The 17,986-nt window shown below is 58.2% G+C and carries 17 protein-coding genes; 11 read left to right on the top strand and 6 right to left on the bottom strand.

The window, feature by feature from the left end:
- Positions 1-12 precede the first annotated feature (12 nt).
- Both R1T46_RS06025 and panP read left to right on the top strand, forming a co-directional pair.
- Entirely contained in the window at positions 13-447 is a 435-nt protein-coding gene (locus R1T46_RS06025; protein WP_317307668.1) for a DUF503 domain-containing protein, read from the top strand.
- Between the two features lie 125 nt (positions 448-572).
- Complete coding sequence (gene panP, locus R1T46_RS06020) at positions 573-2,249, top strand: pyridoxal-dependent aspartate 1-decarboxylase PanP (protein ID WP_317307667.1); 1,677 nt, start codon at positions 573-575, stop codon at positions 2,247-2,249.
- Positions 2,250-2,294: 45 nt separating this feature from the next.
- Here the strand turns inward: panP and R1T46_RS06015 are convergent, their stop codons facing one another.
- Together R1T46_RS06015 and R1T46_RS06010 are read right to left on the bottom strand one after the other, a co-directional pair.
- Positions 2,295-2,561, bottom strand: coding sequence for a hypothetical protein (locus tag R1T46_RS06015; protein WP_292049573.1), 267 nt, complete (start codon positions 2,559-2,561; stop codon positions 2,295-2,297).
- A 105-nt stretch (positions 2,562-2,666) separates the two neighbouring features.
- A complete protein-coding gene (locus R1T46_RS06010) occupies positions 2,667-4,226 on the bottom strand; it encodes an inorganic phosphate transporter (RefSeq protein WP_075194201.1) in 1,560 nt (519 codons plus the stop codon).
- A 229-nt stretch (positions 4,227-4,455) separates the two neighbouring features.
- On the opposite strand from R1T46_RS06010, the gene R1T46_RS06005 reads away from it, so the two are divergent.
- The 3 genes from R1T46_RS06005 to R1T46_RS05995 all read left to right on the top strand — a co-directional run bounded on the left by R1T46_RS06005 (position 4,456) and on the right by R1T46_RS05995 (position 8,760).
- Complete coding sequence (locus R1T46_RS06005) at positions 4,456-5,562, top strand: GGDEF domain-containing protein (RefSeq protein WP_317307666.1); 1,107 nt, start codon at positions 4,456-4,458, stop codon at positions 5,560-5,562.
- Positions 5,563-5,648: 86 nt separating this feature from the next.
- Entirely contained in the window at positions 5,649-6,095 is a 447-nt protein-coding gene (locus R1T46_RS06000; RefSeq protein WP_317307665.1) for a flavodoxin, read from the top strand.
- A 100-nt stretch (positions 6,096-6,195) separates the two neighbouring features.
- Entirely contained in the window at positions 6,196-8,760 is a 2,565-nt protein-coding gene (locus R1T46_RS05995) for an EAL domain-containing protein (protein WP_317307664.1), read from the top strand.
- Between the two features lie 14 nt (positions 8,761-8,774).
- Here R1T46_RS05995 and tesB read toward each other — a convergent pair whose 3' ends face one another.
- From tesB to R1T46_RS05980, 3 genes are all read right to left on the bottom strand, one after another.
- Complete coding sequence (gene tesB / locus R1T46_RS05990) at positions 8,775-9,632, bottom strand: acyl-CoA thioesterase II (RefSeq protein WP_317307663.1); 858 nt, start codon at positions 9,630-9,632, stop codon at positions 8,775-8,777.
- A gap of 80 nt (positions 9,633-9,712) precedes the next feature.
- Positions 9,713-10,867, bottom strand: coding sequence for an NAD(P)/FAD-dependent oxidoreductase (locus R1T46_RS05985; protein ID WP_317307662.1), 1,155 nt, complete (start codon positions 10,865-10,867; stop codon positions 9,713-9,715).
- A 36-nt stretch (positions 10,868-10,903) separates the two neighbouring features.
- The gene (locus R1T46_RS05980) at positions 10,904-11,071 is read right to left on the bottom strand and encodes a rubredoxin (protein WP_007154989.1); all 168 of its coding nucleotides are present in this window, start codon (positions 11,069-11,071) and stop codon (positions 10,904-10,906) included.
- Positions 11,072-11,335: 264 nt separating this feature from the next.
- Between R1T46_RS05980 and R1T46_RS05975 the strand changes: the two genes are divergently transcribed.
- From R1T46_RS05975 to phoR, 5 genes are all read left to right on the top strand, one after another.
- The gene (locus R1T46_RS05975; protein ID WP_036210787.1) at positions 11,336-11,893 is read left to right on the top strand and encodes a hypoxanthine-guanine phosphoribosyltransferase; all 558 of its coding nucleotides are present in this window, start codon (positions 11,336-11,338) and stop codon (positions 11,891-11,893) included.
- A 16-nt stretch (positions 11,894-11,909) separates the two neighbouring features.
- The gene (locus R1T46_RS05970) at positions 11,910-12,449 is read left to right on the top strand and encodes a chorismate--pyruvate lyase family protein (RefSeq protein WP_036210785.1); all 540 of its coding nucleotides are present in this window, start codon (positions 11,910-11,912) and stop codon (positions 12,447-12,449) included.
- An 84-nt stretch (positions 12,450-12,533) separates the two neighbouring features.
- Positions 12,534-13,421 carry a 4-hydroxybenzoate octaprenyltransferase gene (ubiA, locus tag R1T46_RS05965; RefSeq protein ID WP_317307661.1) on the top strand — a complete coding sequence of 296 codons (888 nt, stop codon included), beginning with the start codon at positions 12,534-12,536 and terminating at the stop codon, positions 13,419-13,421.
- A gap of 101 nt (positions 13,422-13,522) precedes the next feature.
- Positions 13,523-14,215, top strand: a complete 693-nt coding sequence (gene phoB / locus R1T46_RS05960) for a phosphate regulon transcriptional regulator PhoB (protein WP_317307660.1) — start codon at positions 13,523-13,525, stop codon at positions 14,213-14,215.
- A 58-nt stretch (positions 14,216-14,273) separates the two neighbouring features.
- Positions 14,274-15,590 carry a phosphate regulon sensor histidine kinase PhoR gene (phoR, locus tag R1T46_RS05955; protein ID WP_317307659.1) on the top strand — a complete coding sequence of 439 codons (1,317 nt, stop codon included), beginning with the start codon at positions 14,274-14,276 and terminating at the stop codon, positions 15,588-15,590.
- Between the two features lie 19 nt (positions 15,591-15,609).
- Here phoR and R1T46_RS05950 read toward each other — a convergent pair whose 3' ends face one another.
- Positions 15,610-16,467: a response regulator gene (locus R1T46_RS05950; protein WP_317307658.1), complete on the bottom strand. Its 858-nt coding sequence runs from the start codon at positions 16,465-16,467 to the stop codon at positions 15,610-15,612.
- Between the two features lie 327 nt (positions 16,468-16,794).
- On the opposite strand from R1T46_RS05950, the gene R1T46_RS05945 reads away from it, so the two are divergent.
- Complete coding sequence (locus R1T46_RS05945) at positions 16,795-17,949, top strand: lytic murein transglycosylase (RefSeq protein WP_317308268.1); 1,155 nt, start codon at positions 16,795-16,797, stop codon at positions 17,947-17,949.
- The last annotated feature ends 37 nt before the right edge of the window (positions 17,950-17,986 follow it).

The raw sequence follows: 17,986 nt of genomic DNA, 5'->3' as shown, positions 1-17,986 counted from the left end.
GCGGAGCCATGGATGGCGGAGCCCAAGCGCCCCAAGGATGGGCCGAAGGAGCGTGTTTTGGAGAGTCCTTTCTCACCGGTTCCAGCACCAAAGCCGGAAGCAACCATGTCCGAAGCCCTGAAAAAGCTCCTGAACCAAAACAACCCCCAGCAACCAGTGATCACGCCCCACGTGGGCATCCTGACCCTGCACTTCCAACTCTACGGCTGCGAAGACTTGAAAGCCAAACGCAAGGTCTTCACCGCCCTGAAAGCCGTCTGGGGCAAAGAACCCGACCTGGCCGTCGCCGAAACCGCCGACCAGGACGCCCTCGACTGCGCCACCTGGACCATTGCCGCCCTCGGCGGCTCATCGCAACAGATATCCCAACGCCTGGACCAGATCGAAAAAGCCATACAGGAACGCATCGACGCGGCCATACTGGATGTACACCGAGAGATCCTTTGACCCTCCCGCCATGCAGGCCCATGCTGTAGCGTATGGTTTCACGACACCGTATACTACGCCCCCTCAGGGAGAACGGAACGCCCGGGACAGGCTTTGCGAATGACCACTGAACGTGTGTGGCACCTATGACCGGAAAGAAAAAATCCGCCCAGGCTTCAGTAGAGGCCATGTACCGTGTATTCACCGTGCCAGAGGCACCTGAATCCACACTAAGCCGGATTGACCAGAACATATCCAGCAACCTTGCCGGCTTCCTCCAGGAGCACATCGTTGCGGTTGAACGGGATCTATCCGAAGTTGAGAAAGACTTCTCGGACTACGCCATCCCTGAAAAGCCCATCTTCGTCTCAGAGCAAGCCCAGTTTCTGCTCGACAAACTGGTCGCCAACTCTGTACATACGGCGTCACCGAGCTTTATCGGTCACATGACATCGGCACTTCCCTACTTCATGCTGCCGCTGTCCAAGATCATGATCGCCCTCAACCAGAATCTGGTTAAAACCGAAACCTCCAAGGCCTTCACCCCCATGGAGCGTCAGGTACTGGGCATGATCCACCGCCTTGTATACGAACAGGACGGCGCCTTTTACCGCAAGTGGATGCACGATCCCCGCTACGCCCTCGGCGCCATGTGCTCCGGTGGCACCGTGGCGAACCTGACCGCACTCTGGGTAGCCCGCAACAACGCTTTTCCTGCCGAAGGAAGTTTCCGGGGCATCCATCAGGAAGGACTGTTCCGTGCGTTACGTTATTACGGCTGCGAAGGCGCCGCGATTCTGGTTTCCCGCCGTGGCCACTACTCGCTGCGCAAAGCCGCCGATGTGCTCGGCCTCGGCCGGGACTTCCTGGTGCCGATTGACACCGATGACGACAACCGGATCAACACCGATGCGCTGCGCGAAAAATGCCTGGAACTGCACCGCCAGAAAATCCGGGTCATGGCCATTTGCGGCATTGCAGGCACCACTGAAACCGGCAACGTAGACCCTCTGGATGCCATGGCAGACATCGCCCGGGAATTCAGCGCACACTTCCACGTGGACGCTGCCTGGGGCGGGCCAACCCTGTTCTCCCGCTCACACCGGCACCTGCTCAGAGGCATCGAGAAAGCCGACTCGGTCACCTTCGATGCCCACAAACAGCTTTACGTCCCCATGGGGGCCGGCCTGGTCGTGTTCCGTGACCCGGGACTGGCAAGCGCCGTTGAACACCACGCGCAGTATATTATCCGCAAGGGCTCGCGAGATCTGGGCAGCACCACCCTGGAAGGCTCAAGGCCGGGCATGTCGATGCTGATCCAGTCGGGGCTGAGAATCCTGGCGCGGGAAGGCTACGAGATCCTCATCGACCAGGGTATCGACAAGGCCGCCACGTTCGCGGAGATGATCAACACAGAAACGGACTTTGAGCTCATCACCAAGCCAGAGCTCAACATCCTGACCTACCGCTACTGCCCGGAGAAAGTGCAGCAGGCTCTGACCATTGCGGACTCACTCCAGGCCGAACGTCTGAACACCTGCCTGAACCGCATCACCAAGTTTATCCAGAAGACTCAGCGTGAACGTGGCAAAGCCTTTGTCTCCCGGACGCGGCTCGAACCAGCGCGCTACTTTCATCACCCCTGCATCGTATTCCGGGTGGTATTGGCCAACCCCTTGACCACGAAAGAGATCCTTGCGGACATATTGAAAGAACAGAGGGAATTATCATCGGATGAGGGCATCCAGGACGAGATCACCATCCTGGACCAGATGGCCGATGCCGTACTGAAGCAGCACCAACCAGGGGCGCGTCAGGCCTGACGCGCCCTGCTCACCTGCGCTACGACCAATGCAGGCCAGAATAGATCAGTAAAGCGCCTCCTCGTCATCCAGAACTTCGTCCAGAATATCGAGAAACATATGATCCGCCCGGCTCCAGCTCTCCGGAATACGAATCGTAGTGTTGGCGCTGATCTCCCGAGCTATAAGTTCGTTGGAGTTGGGCTGATTGCGGTATTTACGGGCAATTTCCACTGATTTAACGGCAATTGTGGGGTCACTGAGAACCTTCTTGATAAATACCCTGAGCTCGTCAATGACCTTCGCCTGACGGCTTTCTTCTGCTGAACTCATGAATCAATCCCCGGACAGAGTGGCAACGTATTGGGAGGCAAACGCCTCCCGTATTGAAGAATAGTATGGGCCAAACAGGCACCTGACAACCAGCGCGACAATCCCTTACAGCATCAGCCCGCGCAGGGTGAAGAACAGAACGGCCGCCATGCAGGCCGACGCGGGCACCGTAATGATCCAGGCAGCAACGATACGAGTCAGGTGCGAACGCTTGACCATCTCCTCGCGGTAGATCTTTTTAAGGCGTTTGCGCTCCTTCTTGGAGAGCGGTACCTGTTTCTTTTTCTTGGCCTGTTGGAGCAGGTTTTCCATCTGCTCAACCGAGGCGTTACGGAAATCTTCCAGGAACGGGCGCAGACGCTCACGCTCCTCTTCCTCATGGCTGTCCATGATGTTGTGGAGCTGGGTGGCGTAGTTTGACTTCAGATACTCCCTCAGGAAACCAACACCAAACACACCACCGATGGCAATGTGGGTGGAACTGACCGGGAGCCCCAACTGGGAGGCGATGATGACGGTAAGCGCCGCCGACAGGGCGATACAGAACGCCCGGGTTTTATCCAGTTCAGTGATCTCAGTCCCCACGGTCTTGATCAGGCGTGGGCCGAACAGCATCAGACCAACGGCCAGACCAAGGGCACCAACCAGCATTACCCACAAAGGAATGGACGCTGCGGTGACCACTGCACCAGCCGACAGTGCATCGTTAATGGCCGCCAGCGGGCCGATGGCATTGGCCACATCGTTCGCCCCATGGGCGAAACTGAGTAATGCCGCGGCAAATATAAGCGGCCAGGTAAACAGGGTATTCACTCCGGCAGAGCTGTTTTCCATGGTTGCGGCACGGCGGCCGACCAGAACCCGCATCAGGAAGAAAATGACTGCGGCGAGCCCCAGACCAACCAGAGAGGCCCCCAGGAAGTCTACTTCAACGACCTTCTTGACCCCCTTCACCATCAAATAGGTGCCAAAGGCCCAGGCCATGATCGCCACCAGCCAGGGCACGAAGATTCTTGCCGCCGGCACCACGTTCTTGCGATACAGCACGGTCTTCTTGATGGCATACAGGAACAGCGCCGCCAGCACGCCACCCATTACGGGGGAAATCACCCAACTGGCGACAATTTTGGCCATGACGGCCCAGTCGGCAATGCCCCAGCCGCCGGCGGCAATTCCGGCCCCAAGAACGCCCCCGACAATGGAGTGGGTAGTGGACACCGGAGCACCCATCCAGGTGGCCAGGTTCAGCCACAGGGCGCCGGCAAGAAGTGCGGCTGTCATCAGCCACACGAAGGCGCTGACATCATCGAGCCTTTCAGCGGCAATAATGCCCCCTTTAATGGTCGAAACCACGTCACCACCGGCGATGATGGCACCGCCGGCCTCAAACACGGCGGCGATCAGAACCGCGCCACCCAGCGACAGCGCCCCGGACCCCACCGCCGGGCCGACGTTGTTGGCGACGTCATTCGCGCCGATATTGATGGCCATGTAGCCACCGATGACCGCAGCTGCCATCAGCAGCATGTTGTTGGGCATGCCGTCGCTGATCTGTCCCACGGCTATAAATATGCAGAGCAGGAACAGGAAGCTGAAGCCAACGCGATAACGCTCGGTCGATGGGCTGGTCAGGAGAGTATCGAGGAATCCGTTTTTGCCGGCCATAATACGTCAGGTCTCGCAACAGGGAGGATACGGGAAGCTACAGTTTCACAGTACTTACGGCGGCAACTATAAATTTTTTGCCATGAAATTGAAACATAACGGTCATAATGGTGATTGCTTGACCAAAGTCGCTGTACAGATTTCCCGCTTCGACTAATCTGATTCACTATCCCGGCTCACGCAGTCTGGACAAAGCACCAACAACAAATCGACAACAACAAAAAGTGTCATGACCAGACTCCCCGATACCAGCCAACAAGTAGCCGACGAAGGCGAGGAGGAACGCGTCTCCCGCCTGCTGACCGGTCTGTCAGCCATGGCCATCCTCTTCCTGCTGGGCATTGGCGCCAAGGCGTGGTTTGCAACGCATACCCACCATGCCCTCTCGCTCTGGTTCTTTGCGGGACTGGTGGCAATGAACATGCTGTCCTTTGCCCGTTCCCGCAACCGCCGCCATCAGAAGGCTGGCATGATCTCCATTGTCGGCCTGCTGTTCGGATACCTGATCATCACCGGTGGCGAGAGCAACACCGGCCCACTCTGGTTCTACGTGTTCCCGCCGCTGCTGTTTTACCTGACCGATCTGAAAACCGGCACAGCGGTATTGTTATTCTGCTGCCTGCTGGCGGTCGTGGTTTTCCAGTTCCCTGAACTACCGTTGGTGACCGCCGAATACAGCACAGACTTCAAGATCCGTTTTTTCGCCACGCTGACGTTCGAATCCATCTTCTGTTTCGTGCTGGAAGCCAGTCGCCTGAAGGCACGCAATGAGTTGATGGATATGGCCCGTACCCACCAACATGCAGCCCGTACTGACGAACTGACGGGCCTGTCCAACCGCAGGGACATGCAGCATCGGCTGAACGAGGAGTATTCAAGGTACCGGCGTTCCGGCCACCATTTCTCCATCGTTCTCATCGACCTGGATCTCTTCAAGCGTATCAACGACGACTACGGACACGACGCCGGTGACCACGTACTGCGGGCCTTCTCGGAATTGATGCAAACCGTTATCCGCCAAACGGATGTGGCCGCACGCTGGGGCGGAGAGGAGTTCCTGATCCTGTTGCCGGACACGTCACTGCTACAGGCTCTCACTCTCGCAGAACGGCTACGCTCCGAGGTCGCCAGTGCCGAGTTCTCCTTTACCGGCCAGCGCATGCCCGTCACCATCAGCGCCGGCATCTGCTCCATTGCCAAGACCGGCTCAGTGGATGAATTACTGAAACAGGCTGACGTCCACCTATACAGCGCCAAGGAAGACGGGCGCAATCGCGTTGCTCCCAGAGTACGAACCTCCCCTAGGGAAACCAGCCCTTCCGGAGCCGGATCTTGAGCGTTACCGCATCACCGGCTATGATCGGGCCCCAACGCAGACAGCCGTCAAGGGACGGTTGTCGTTACGAATCAACAGGACCATTCATGGCTTCAATCCGGATTCTGGTCGGCAGCGTTTATGGTGGCGCCCTGCTGACGGCACGTACCTTGAAGAAAACCCTGGAACCGGAAGGGCATCGGATCACGATCCTTGAGGAACCCGACCTGGAGGACATCACCGGGAACGACGAACCACTGCTGGTGTGTACATCAACCACCGGCCAGGGAGAGCTCCCTCCCAACCTGCTGCCGTTCTATCTGAGATTGCGGGAGCACCTGCCCCAACAACCGGCACGTCCGTTTGGAGTAATTGTGCTTGGTGACAGTTCCTACGGTGACACGTTCTGTGGCGCCGCTGAGCTGATGGAAGAGGCTTTATACGAAACTTCAGCCCGGAAAGTGGGGGACACCCTAAGGATCGATGCCCTGGAAACCACCGAACCGGACATGGAAGCCATTCCCTGGGTACGGGAGTGGCTTGAACAACTGTAATCCTGACACAGGTACGCACGGAAACTGGCGATATCGGTCTTGAGCACCCCTGAAGTTAACGCCATACTGGCCCAGACAATCACCACAAGATCGGTACTACGTGCGCCATATTGCTCAGTTGTTCGCCCTGGCGGGCGCATTGGTCATAATGGCTTTCGGAACCCAGGCAAACGCGGCTTCGCCCGGCTTTGCAGAACCGGATATGGACTACATCCGGGTGGCACCTTCGGAACAGATGGATCTCAGGGAAGCCCTTGCTTCCGACCGGTGGCAGTCACTGGAAGACGAAAGCCCCAACTTCGGCTACATTCGCGACACCGTGTGGCTCCGCGTTCCTATATCCGCCATATCCAGTGACCGCAAGCTACTGGAGATACGCTATCCGCAACTCGACGATATCACCTTCTACCTGATCGAGAATGGTGTCGTCAGGCAACGCCTATCAACGGGCGATCGCTTACCTTTTACCCAGCGCCAGATTCAACACCGCAACTTTCTGTTTTCCTTCGAAACCTATCCGCAAAACGATTACCAGGTGTTGTTGCGGATTCGGACTCAGGGCGCCATGCAGATCCCCGTCAGGCTGTGGGACCCTCGAATCTACTTTGAAGCCACGTCCATCGAAGACCAGATGCACGCGATCTATTACGGCATCCTGATCATGGTGATCGTTTTCAACCTGTTCATCTTCCTGGCCCTGCGGGAGCGCATGTACCTGTTGTACGTGCTGTCGACCCTCAGCTACCTGATGTTTATTGGCAGCCTGAATGGCAGCACCTATCAGTTGCTCTGGCCAGAGTCGCCCTGGCTGCACAACCAGGCAATGATGCTGACCGTGCCCATAGCATTGATATTCACCCTGTTATTCTCCCGCGCCTTCCTCAACCTGCGCGCCACCAGCCCGCGCATGGACAAACTTGTATGGTATACGGTGCTGGTGAATATCGCGGTGGCGGTGACGACGTTCATTACCGACTACAGCATTGCCAGCAAGCTCACGGTTGCCCTGGCGATTCCCAGTTGCCTGCTGTTGACCGTCATGGGGCCCGTGCAATGGATTCGTGGCAACCCCCAGGCTGGCTACTACACCATTGCCTGGGGCCTGCTTACCCTGGGCAGCGCCATCACCGCCGCCAATAAGTACGGTTTTGTGCCCAACAGCTTCGTAACGGCCTATGGCATCGAAATCGGTTCCGCGCTCGAAGCCGTCCTGTTGACCATTGCCCTGGCCGCCCGGCTCTACCAGGAGCGTGAAGACAAGGTTCGTGCCCGCGAAGCAGAGATTACCGCCATGGCGGCAAGGCGTTCGGCAGAGCTGCGGCTGATCGAACAAGCTCTGCACAATCCGTTAACGGGATTGCCCAATCGCGCCTGCCTGGAAATGACCATCAACGAACTGATCAATCGAGAGCCGGACAAACGCTTCTCCATTGCTGTGATCCACCTAAGCAACCTTCCAGCCATCACCAAAACCCTTGGACATCGCAATACCGACCGGCTGCTTGAGCTTGCCGCCCGGCGCTTTAACAGCATCGTCAGCGAACTGCCCGGTATCTGTGCGGTGGAGATTACCGATCAACAGAGCTTCTACCTGGCGTCACTGGAGTCGGCCACCTTCGGATTTGTCATGGAAGCAGATGTTATCTCGAATACACCCCGTGCCATTGTCCGTGCGCTTGAGGAGATCCGAGAACCGCTGGACTATCTGGGCATGCAGTTACCGCTGGCCCCTCACACTGGTTCGGCGATCTATCCGGATCATGCCACCGACACCAACACCCTGATCCGGCGCGCCTTTATTGCGCAGGGCTCGGACGACGCCCGAGACCGTGGGCTGGCCGCTTATCAGCCTTCGCGGGACCCCTACAGCGCTGACCGCCTTACTCTGGTGTCCGAACTACGACATGCCCTTCAACACGGTGAACTGGCCCTGTACCTGCAGCCAAAACTGTCACTGAGAACCAGGGAGGTGATCGGCCTCGAAGCACTGATTCGCTGGCCCGACAGGAAAAAGCCAATACCCGCCGACGAGTTGATTGCCCTGGCCGAGCAAACCGGGCTGATCAAGCCATTGACACGCTGGGTACTGGAAGAGTCACTGAAGCTGAGAGGGCGATTGCTGGAGAAGGGCTACCCGCTCAATATCTCGGTGAATATCTCCCCCAACAATTTGCGGGAACCAGACTTCCCGCTCTACGTCCAGCGCCTGATGAGCAGCTACCACATTCATCGCGGGGCCATTATCCTGGAAGTCACCGAGACATCAATGATGCAGGACCCGGTCAACTCACTACGCGCCCTCAATTCCCTGCACACCACCGGTATCCCACTGTCCATTGATGACTTCGGTTCCGGCTACTCATCGCTGTCGTATATCAAGCGGTTGCCCGCCAGCGAAATCAAGATCGACCACTCGCTGGTCACCGACCTTACGTCCCAGGCTGGTGACCGCGTCATTGTCCAGACCACGATCGAGATGTGCCACAGCCTGGGCTACGCCGTTGTAGCCGAGGGTGTGGAGAGTACAGAGACAATGGAACTACTGGAAAAGATGGGCTGCGACATGATACAGGGCTATATCCTGACGCCACCACTGTCGTTCGACGACATCATCGTCTGGCTGGGCGACTACAAACATCATGGCAGAAGCCGCAAGCTTGGCTAACTATCTCCGCTGACCTAGCCTCGCTCACGGATGAGGGCTTCCTGGGTGGTCGACGCCACCAGCCGGCCCTGGCGGTCAAAAAAGTTGCCGCGATTGAAGCCGCGCCCGCCAGATGCGCTGGGGCTGTCCTTGTCGTAGAGCAACCACTCGTCCATACGGAACTCACGATGAAACCAGATGGAATGATCCAGGCTTGCGATCTGCATCTTCTTGTTCATAAACGACACGCCATGGGGGTTCAGTGACGTGCCCAGGAAGGAGAAGTCTGACGCGTAGGTCAGCAGGCAACAGTGCAACACCGGGTCATCCGGCAGGTGCCCCTGAGTACGGAACCAGCTCTGCTTGTAGGGCGGACGCGGTTCAGGCTTCAACGGATTGACCGGGTCTACGGGCCGGATTTCGATGGGTCGATCCCGGGTCAGAGTGTCGCGGAGATGTTCGGGCACATGAGGTGCCAGCAGTTCGCCGCGCTCCTGCTCGGATTTAAGTCCTTCCGGATCCGGTGCCGAGGGCATGTCGAGCTGATGTTCGAAGCCGTCCTCGGCCACCTGAAACGACATGGAGCCGGTCAGGATCTCCTTGCCACCCTGACGTGCGATCACGCGTCTGACGGAAAAACTGCCACCGTCCCGAACCCGCTGGACCTCGTAGTCGATGGGCATACTGTGATTTCCAGGGCGCAGGAAGTAGGCATGCAGCGAGTGTGGCAGGCGACCTTCCACCGTGCGACTGGCGGCCATCAGCGCCTGCCCCAGAACCTGGCCGCCAAACACGTTGGGAAAGCCGAGATCTTCACTGTCCCCCTGGAAATGGTCATCACCGATGGGGGAGAGATCCAGCAGATCCACCAGTTTTCTGGTTACTTCAAGCATGCCAGCTCCTGTCAATATCGTTAGCTCACGAATGAATTTCTACCGCAAGCTGGGGATTTTCGCAATCCTGATCTCGCCCATCAGCTATGAATCGGCGGCACTTCCTTCGACAGGGCCTGCTTCTCCACCGCATAACCGCCGGTCACCGCAAAACCCAGAACCTCGCCGGACTCACTCCTGAACAGGGCGCGGACATCCTGGCCGTCTGCATTCACTTCCCAGTTGCCCGACGCATTCACCGGTGGCGGACACACCGCCGTTGGACAGCAGGGAGTCTTGACCATAACCGGCATGGTGCCGTACTTCACTTCGGTGGGCTCACTCACCAACGTCTTTGCTAACGCGCGCGCGCAGGCCATCAGCGGCAGCACATACAGCAACACGTGGCCGTCAACTTCGGCGCAATCCCCCAGCGCGTAGATGTCGGGCGCTGATGTCTCCAGGGCGCGATTGACCACAATGCCACGCTGCGTCTCCAGGCCCGCCGCAGCGGCCAGTTCTGTGCGTGGTCGCAGCCCGACCGCGGAAATGACCAGGTCAGAGTCCAGCTCCTCGCCATTGGCCAGGGTCAGACGAACGCCATTCCCGCTGTTGGCAATATGCTCCACCACTGTTTCCAGATGAAAACGGACCCCCAGCCCCTCCAGCCCATCACGTACCGCTTCCGCAGCGGCCGGAGGTAGCAACCCCGGCATCAGGGCATCAGAGGGAGCAATCACATCCACGTCGACATCACCGTTACGAAGGTCGTTGGCAAATTCACACCCGATCAAGCCCGCGCCCATGATGGCCACCCGCTTTTTGCCTTTCAGAGCCTTGCGAAAGGCTCGGTAATCCATCAGGTCGTTGATGGAAAAGACACGCTCATGGCCGTCACCGGCAATGGACAGGCGAATCACATCGGCACCCCAGGCCAACACCAGTTTGCTGTATCCTAGCCGTTCGTCCCCCAGCACAAGTTCGTGGGCATCCGGATCAATGCCGGTCACGGTGGTGTAAGTACGCAGCTGAAGGTTCAGTTGCTCCACCATTGCCTCCGCCGACGCCTGCGCCAGTTCATCGGCCTCTTTGCCCTTGGTAAAGCCAGTGGAAAGCATGGGCTTGGAGTAACTATAGCCATCGTCCGCCGTTACCATGACGATTGGTATGTCCTTGTCCTGCTTACGGATTTCCTTAGCCAGCGAATAGCCTGACAATCCGGTACCCACAATCACGATAGGGGCGTCTGCGTTCATTACTGCTCTCCAAACCTGTTCAGCGGTACCGGCGTATCAGCCGATTTCAATCATCTCGAAGTCTTCCTTACCCACGCCGCAGTCCGGGCATTCCCAATCTTCCGGTACGTCTTCCCAGGCGGTTCCGGGCTCAATACCGTCTTCCGGCCAGCCTTCCGCCTCATCGTAAATAAATCCACAGACAACGCACTGCCACTTCTTCATGTCATTCCTCCGAAACTCGTTGGGGCGCGATAATAATTGTCAGACAATTGTGCGCGCAAGTCTTTCATGCACCGAGTTGGCACCATTCACACTGGGAAACCATCATACCCACCGCTGCGGCATTGACCAATGCCGTCGCCGACGGCTATTCAACGGGTTTTCTGCCAATCGCCAGAATTTCCATCAGGCGAACCGGGAAACGCCCCTCCCTTCAGCGTGCCACCTCCGGTATAATCGGCCGTTTTACGATAGGACCCCAGTGCTATGACCGACACCGTCGCCGAACTGAATCAGGTAATGGCCGAAGCCGACTGCCTGGTGAGCGAACAGCAGGTACAGGCTGCCATCCAGTCTCTTGCAGAAGAGATCACCGGGCGCCTCAAGGACACCAACCCGCTGTTGTTCTGTGTGATGAATGGCGGCCTTATCCTCACCGGCCACCTACTGCCAAGGCTGACGTTTCCCGTGCAGGCGGAATACCTTCACGCCACTCGCTACCGCCAGGAAACCACCGGTGGCATCCTGGAGTGGAAACTGCAGCCGGAAGCCAATATGAATGGCCGCACGGTACTGATCGTTGACGACATCCTTGACGAGGGTACGACACTCTGCGCCATTGCAGATTACTGCCTCGCCCATGGCGCCAGCGAGGTTCTGACGGCCGTATTGGTCGACAAACAACACGATCGCAAGGCAAAGCCAAACCTGAAGGCAGACTTTACCGGCCTGGAAGTTGAGGACCGTTTCCTGTTTGGCTACGGCATGGATTACAAAGGTTACTGGCGCAACGCCCCGGGAATTTATGCCGTCAAGGGACTTTGACCGGTACGCACCCAGCATGTTTGAGGGTGAAAACGCCATCTCCACCCCCGCTACGGACTGGTACCGCTCTTTTTCAGCAGCCGCGCTGAAGAACCCGGCCATCCACGGGCCGCTCAGCCACTGGCTGACGCTGGAGGGCTCACTGACCCGGGCGCTTCAACTCCGATGTCGCGAGCACTTTCACGTGGATATCCTCCAGGAAGGTTTTGCCCGCCCCACTGTGGAGGAGGCCCATACCCTGGGTATTCCGGTGCGCCAGAATGCGTGGATCCGCGAGGTCTGCCTGAACGGCGACAACACCCCCTGGGTGCTCGCCCGTACGATCATTCCATTGGCAACCCTATCTGGGCGTGGACGCCGCCTGCGCAACCTGGGACGCCGCCCTCTCGGCGCCTATCTGTTCAGCAACCCACAGTGGCAACGGGGGCCGTTCGAGACCGGTCTTTGCCATCGGGCTAACCGCCATCAACCCATGGCGGCCCGCCGCTCCCGTTTTTTCAGCGGTCATCATAGCCTCTTGGTCGGCGAGTATTTCCTGCCCACGCTCTGCCCCTGACGCAGCGGCTCTTTTAACCGAACCTCACCGCTGGCTATAATCCCCGCTCAGCCTCAGAAACATCATCCCGGACGGACCAGACCTATGCTGCCCAATGCCGTGCCAGATCACATCCAGGCCCGCCTTGCAGACTACGCCCGACTGCTGCGCGTCGATCGCCCCATCGGCAGCCTGCTCCTGCTATGGCCAACCTACTGGGCACTGTGGCTGGCCGCAGACGGTTTCCCCAGCATTGGCAACTTTATCGTCTTTACCCTCGGCGTATTCATGATGCGGGCCGCCGGTTGCGCCATAAACGATTTTGCCGACCGCAAGGTGGATCGCCACGTCAAACGCACCAAAGACCGCCCCCTAACCTCCGGTCGCATCGAAGCCTGGGAAGCCGTAGCCCTGTTTGCAGGCTTCTGCGTGACCGCTTTCCTGATGGTGGTGCTGTTCACCAACACGCTGACACTTTATCTTTCGTTCGGGGGCGTAGTACTGGCGTTCATCTACCCGTTCATGAAGCGTTACACCCATCTGCCGCAACTGTTTCTTGGGGCCGCCTTCTCCTGGGCCATTCCCATGGCTTGGGCAGCCGAGGCCGGTGAAGTCACAAAACTGGCCTGGTTGCTGTTTACGGCCAATGTGCTCTGGACCGTTGCCTACGACACCCTGTACGCCATGGTGGATCGTGATGACGACATCCGGATTGGCATCAAATCCACCGCCATCCTGTTCGGAGAGGCCGACCGGGCAGTTATAGCAATCCTCCAGGCCCTGGTGGTGCTGATCCTCATCCTGGTGGGCCAGCAGGCTGAACTCGGCGTTTTCTATTACCTCGGGCTCGTCGCCATGGCTTGCCTGTTTATATTCCAGCAGCACCTGGCCCGCTTCCGCGAGCGCGACGGGTGCTTCAAGGCCTTTCTCAACAATAACTGGGCGGGTTTTGCGGTTTTCACCGGTTTGTTGATTGACCGGATCATCAGTTAGTCGAACAAATCCAGTCACAGCCTGCTACTGTCATATACTTGTAACACTACCCGGTTGTAATGAGGCAGCAACAATACTCGGTATGACACAGGTTAATGCTCATGACTGGAAAAACTGTCCTGATCGTCGATGACGAGGCACCCATCCGCGAAATGATCGCCGTGGCCCTCGAAATGGCCGACTACGACTACCTTGAGGCAGCGGATGCCCGCGAAGCGCATGCCCTGATCGTTGACAAACAGCCCGACTTGATACTCCTTGACTGGATGCTGCCAGGCACCAGCGGTGTGGAACTGGCCAGGCGTCTGAAAAAAGAAGAGGCAACGGCTGAAATTCCCATCATCATGCTGACGGCCAAGGTCGAGGAAGACAATAAGATCCAGGGCCTGGAAGTGGGCGCGGATGACTACATCACCAAGCCCTTCTCGCCGAGGGAGCTGGTGGCCAGGCTAAAAGCCGTATTGCGCCGCACCACGCCGCCCGGCGTGGAAACCCCAATCGAAGTGGATGGCCTGACTCTGGACCCGGTCGGCCACCGGGTCACCACGAAAACCGGCGCGCTGAACATCGGCCCCACGGAATATCGGTTACTGCAGTTCTTCATGACACACCAGGAACGGGTTTATACTCGCTCCCAACTGCTTGACCAGGTGTGGGGTGGGAACGTTTATGTTGAAGAGCGAACGGTCGACGTTCACATACGTCGTTTGCGCAAAGCCCTTGGTGACCAATATGATCACCTGATCCAGACAGTGCGTGGCACCGGCTACCGGTTCTCTACCAGAGCAGCATAACCACAACCGGTGCCCTTTACCCCGAAAAGGGTCCGGAACTGATTCAGGGGCAGCCGTAATGCAACACAACTGGTCAAAGTACCTGCGATGGATTATCGCAACCCTGATTGCCTGCGTGGCCGTCGGGCTTTTCTTTGGCAAGCCGCTCTACGGGCTGACGGCGGGGCTGCTGGCTTACCTGTGGTGGACTCTGGCCCAAGCCAAACGTCTTTACCACTGGCTCGGCAATCCCAGTGGCAGTGACGAAGCTCCTCAGAGCGTTGGTCTCTGGGGCGACATATTCGACGGTCTCCACAGGCTTCACCAGAACCATCTACGCACCCAGGACAAACTTCGCGCCCAGATCAACCGGGTTCAGGAATCCACCAATGCCATGCGGGATGGCGTGATCATGACCGACTCACGGGGCGCCATGGAGTGGTGGAACGGCTCGGCGGAGCATCTGCTGGGTTTTCGCCGCAGCTCGGACCACGGACAGTTCATTCATAACCTGATCCGCAATCCCGCGTTCAAGGCCTATTTCGACTCCCGCGATTATCGGGAACCGCTGGAACTGAACTCCCCCGCAAAACCGCATATTCACCTGCAAATCCAGATCAGCCTGTTTGGCGACGACGACCGTCTGATTGTGGCCAAAGACGTGACCCGCCTGTTCCAGCTTGAACAAATGCGACGGGATTTCGTTGGCAACGTCTCCCATGAAATGAGAACACCACTAACGGTGATCAGTGGCTACCTGGAAACCCTGGTGGACAATGCCGACGACCTGCCACCAAAGTGGCGGCGCGCCATCAACACCATGGCACAGCAGTCCTCGCGCATGGAAGCACTGATTACCGACCTGATATTGCTGTCCAGAATTGAAACCGGCGAACAGACCATAAACGATGCGGTGACGGACCTACAGGCAATGATCCAGCAGATCTGCCATGACGCCAAGGCCCTCAGCGGAGACCAGGGCCATGAGCTCAACGTCAGTATTGGCGATCGCCACCTGCTGAGGGGCGACGAAAGCCAATTGCGCAGCGCCTTCTCCAACCTGATTTTCAACGCAGTGAAGTACACACCCGCTGGCGGAAGCATCACCGTTATCTGGAAAACGGACCGCGACGGCGGACATCTGTCGGTGAAAGATACCGGTATCGGTATCGACCCGGTCCATATTCCGCGACTTACCGAGCGTTTCTATCGCGCCGATCCCAGCCGACACAAGGAAACCGGTGGCACCGGCCTGGGGCTGGCAATCGTCAAGCACGTACTGCTCAACCACGACGGCAATCTGGAAATACGAAGCCGGATTGGCGACGGCAGCGAATTCATCTGCCACTTCCCCCGGGAACGGTTGGCGGAAAGGCTTCCTGAAACCGCGTCCTGACTGGCATCGCTTCCGTGAGCTAACCGCCGCTGCGGAAGCGGGCGATAAAGCGGGACAGGTCTTCCAGCTTTTTCGGGTCTTCGTCCACGAACTGTATCGTCACGCCCACGAAATCCGTGTCCTGACGTTTGTCCACCGCCTGCAACTGGTGGACGTACCCATTGAGCCGCGCCACTTGCCCTTCGGCCACTTCGATATCCACCACAGCCTGATCAAGAATGCCCGGAAACTTCTGGTCCCGCTTGGCGATCACCCGCACCTCCGTGAGGGTGATGTCCTTGACGACTGAGCGAAGCGTACTGTCTGAAAAACGTACCGACGCCACGCTCATTGGCGGTCTGACCGTCGAACCAGAGGCGGAGGACGTGGACGACTTGCTGGCACGGACTGGCGCAGGAGAAGCAGCTTCCCGCTTCTGGGTCAGCAGGCTGGCGGACTCGCGAAATGCTTCCGCCGGCCCGCCCATGGACTTCCCGCCGCGATCCATGGCGTCCTTGAGGCGGCGCCCCATCACCTTGATGATCTTATTGCTCAGCCCCTCGGGGCTGAAGGGTTTCCCCAGATACTCAGAGACTCCCCCCTTGACGGCTTCAACCACATGATCCTTGTCACCACGGCTGGTAATCATGATGAAGGGTGTTTTTTCATATTGTGGCTGCTGGCGCATCCACTGCAACAGCTCCAGGCCCGACATCTCCGGCATTTCCCAGTCGCAGAGGATGAGATCAAACGTTGTGCGCGACATCAGTGATTGCGCCCGGCGGCCGTTCTGGGCATCCGTGGTGTCAATCACTGGAAAACGCTGACGCACCGTTCGCTTGACCAGATCCCTCACAAAGCTGGCGTCATCCACCACCAGCGCCTTCAGCGTTGCCATTTTCGGACCTTTTGTCTTTCAGAAAGTTGTCGTATCGTTCTGCAAACTATAGAACAAGCCGATGGCGGGGAATAGCGAGGCTACAAAAAGACGACACATCCGGGCGGTATGAAACCCAGGTTAAAGAATTGTCACCGGAATCCGGCAACAACAGTGTTTCAGGACCACAAAAACAGGCTACCATGACCCAGGAACATCCACCCCAGACCGAGGTTTAGCGTGCCGAGCATATTCACAGGGACATCGAAGGGCCAACGGACAATTCGACACCTTTCACTCACCGGATTACTCATCCTGAGCAGTGCGTCCGCGGCCGCTGACGCCGACCTGGCCAACCGTTTCCCTCAGTGCATCGAACGCCTGGAAAGGCAGGCCATTGAGGCTGGCGTGTCATCACAAACGGCAGGCGAAGTGCTGGCCGGCGCCGAATATCTGGAGCGTGTGATTGAGCTCGACCGCCGCCAGCCCGAATTCACCACCACCTTCGCAGACTATCTCAACCGCCGGGTCAACTCCGACCGGGTAAGCCGGGGGCGGAAGCTACTGGACCAACACGAAGAACTGCTTGAACGCGTCACTCGCAAAACGGGCGTGCCCGCCCCCTACCTTGTGGCGTTCTGGGGCCTGGAAACCAACTTCGGTTCCTACTTTGGCAAGATGTCGGTGCCCAGCTCACTTGCCACCCTCGCGTGTGACGAACGTCGCAGCCAGTTCTTCACCGAACAGTTGATTGCAGCCCTCAGGATTGTCGACGAGGGCGCCATCCCCGCCGAACAGATGGAAGGCTCCTGGGCCGGTGCCATGGGGCATGTGCAGTTCATGCCAACGGTCTTCCTGCGCCATGCGGTGGATGGCGACGGCGATGGCAAGCGCGATCTGTGGAACAGCTTGCCGGACGCGATGATGTCAGCCGGCCACTTTCTGCAGGATCTCGGTTGGAATGGCGACTACCGCTGGGGGCGGGAGGTTCTTCTGCCCGCGGAATTTGATTACAGCCTGGCCGACGGCCGCAAGCTGCCTCTGGAACAATGGCGAACCCTGGGCGTAACCGACGCCTTCGGCAACAAACTGGCGAACGAGCCCATCGAAGCCGCGCTGGTGGTCCCTGCAGGGCACCGTGGGCCTGCGTTTCTGGCCTACAAGAATTTTAATGTGATCATGGGGTGGAACCGCTCCGAATTCTACGCCATCGCGGTCGGACATCTGGCGGACCGCATCGCTGGCGCCGGCAAACTGCAGACCCCGCCGCCGGAGGACATGCCAGCCTTGTCACGGAACAATATCCTTACTCTTCAAGAAGCGTTGAACGAGCAGGGGTTTGATACCGGGAAACCGGACGGTATCCTTGGCCCCAACACACGCTCGGCTATTCGCGGCTACCAGTCAGAAAATGGCCTCGTTGCCGACGGCTACCCCGGCGACACGGTTCTCGATGCCTTGGGGGTAGACCTGACACCTGAAACCTCCGGGAGCGATACCTGACAGCCATCTGCCGACCATCTGGGGCGTGATCCGACAA

It is taken from the genome of Marinobacter salarius (genome assembly GCF_032922745.1).
GTDB lineage: Bacteria > Pseudomonadota > Gammaproteobacteria > Pseudomonadales > Oleiphilaceae > Marinobacter.
The sequence above is the reverse complement of the archived record's forward strand: the minus strand, read 5'-3'. Positions and strand labels throughout refer to the sequence as shown.

What these genes read in the sequence shown, in the direction of transcription:
- R1T46_RS06025 (WP_317307668.1), top strand. Translation starts at nt 13, where the DNA reads ATGGCGGAGCCCAAGCGCCCCAAGGATGGGCCGAAGGAGCGTGTTTTG.
- panP (WP_317307667.1), top strand. Translation starts at nt 573, where the DNA reads ATGACCGGAAAGAAAAAATCCGCCCAGGCTTCAGTAGAGGCCATGTAC.
- R1T46_RS06015 (WP_292049573.1), bottom strand. Translation starts at nt 2,561, where the DNA reads ATGAGTTCAGCAGAAGAAAGCCGTCAGGCGAAGGTCATTGACGAGCTC.
- R1T46_RS06010 (WP_075194201.1), bottom strand. Translation starts at nt 4,226, where the DNA reads ATGGCCGGCAAAAACGGATTCCTCGATACTCTCCTGACCAGCCCATCG.
- R1T46_RS06005 (WP_317307666.1), top strand. Translation starts at nt 4,456, where the DNA reads ATGACCAGACTCCCCGATACCAGCCAACAAGTAGCCGACGAAGGCGAG.
- R1T46_RS06000 (WP_317307665.1), top strand. Translation starts at nt 5,649, where the DNA reads ATGGCTTCAATCCGGATTCTGGTCGGCAGCGTTTATGGTGGCGCCCTG.
- tesB (WP_317307663.1), bottom strand. Translation starts at nt 9,632, where the DNA reads ATGCTTGAAGTAACCAGAAAACTGGTGGATCTGCTGGATCTCTCCCCC.
- R1T46_RS05985 (WP_317307662.1), bottom strand. Translation starts at nt 10,867, where the DNA reads ATGAACGCAGACGCCCCTATCGTGATTGTGGGTACCGGATTGTCAGGC.
- R1T46_RS05980 (WP_007154989.1), bottom strand. Translation starts at nt 11,071, where the DNA reads ATGAAGAAGTGGCAGTGCGTTGTCTGTGGATTTATTTACGATGAGGCG.
- R1T46_RS05975 (WP_036210787.1), top strand. Translation starts at nt 11,336, where the DNA reads ATGACCGACACCGTCGCCGAACTGAATCAGGTAATGGCCGAAGCCGAC.
- R1T46_RS05970 (WP_036210785.1), top strand. Translation starts at nt 11,910, where the DNA reads ATGTTTGAGGGTGAAAACGCCATCTCCACCCCCGCTACGGACTGGTAC.
- ubiA (WP_317307661.1), top strand. Translation starts at nt 12,534, where the DNA reads ATGCTGCCCAATGCCGTGCCAGATCACATCCAGGCCCGCCTTGCAGAC.
- phoB (WP_317307660.1), top strand. Translation starts at nt 13,523, where the DNA reads ATGACTGGAAAAACTGTCCTGATCGTCGATGACGAGGCACCCATCCGC.
- phoR (WP_317307659.1), top strand. Translation starts at nt 14,274, where the DNA reads ATGCAACACAACTGGTCAAAGTACCTGCGATGGATTATCGCAACCCTG.
- R1T46_RS05950 (WP_317307658.1), bottom strand. Translation starts at nt 16,467, where the DNA reads ATGGCAACGCTGAAGGCGCTGGTGGTGGATGACGCCAGCTTTGTGAGG.